Annotated in this window: 1 protein-coding gene; it reads left to right on the top strand. The window is 68.8% G+C overall.

Going from position 1 to position 596, the window contains the following annotated elements; translation table 11 throughout:
- Positions 1-596: pyridoxal-phosphate dependent enzyme (locus tag WS91_RS07760; RefSeq protein ID WP_156432323.1), on the top strand; the 596-nt coding region annotated here is incomplete at both ends.

Here is a 596-nt window from a genome sequence, read left to right as displayed (position 1 = left end):
GCGGGCGTGGCCGCGTACGTGAAGGCGGTGCGGCCCGAGATCAAGGTGATCGGCGTGCAGACCGACGATTCGTGCGCGATGAAGCGCTCGCTCGACGCGGGCGAGCGCGTCGAGCTCGCCGAGGTCGGCCTCTTCTCCGACGGCACCGCGGTGAAGCGCGTCGGCGAGGAGACGTTCCGGCTCTGCACCGCGTATCTCGACGATGTCTTGACCGTCGACACCGACGCGCTCTGCGCGGCGATCAAGGACGTGTTCCAGGACACGCGCAGCGTGCTCGAGCCCGCCGGCTCGCTCGCGGTCGCGGGCGCGAAGCGGTATGCGGAGCGCGAAGGCATCGAAGGCGAGACGCTCGTCGCGATCACGTCCGGCGCGAACATGAATTTCGACCGGATGCGCTTCGTCGCCGAGCGCGCCGAAGTGGGCGAGGCGCGCGAAGCGGTGTTCGCGGTGACGATCCCCGAGGAGCGCGGCAGCTTCAAGCGCTTCTGCTCGCTCGTCGGCGAGCGCAACGTGACCGAGTTCAACTACCGGATCGCCGACGCGCAATCGGCGCACATCTTCGTCGGCGTGCAGATCAAGCGGCGCGACGAATCGGA

Source organism: Burkholderia sp. MSMB1498, assembly GCF_001526245.1.
Classification (GTDB): domain Bacteria; phylum Pseudomonadota; class Gammaproteobacteria; order Burkholderiales; family Burkholderiaceae; genus Burkholderia; species Burkholderia savannae.
Note: the sequence above shows the minus strand (reverse complement) of the source record. Positions and strands in the feature narration are given on the sequence as shown.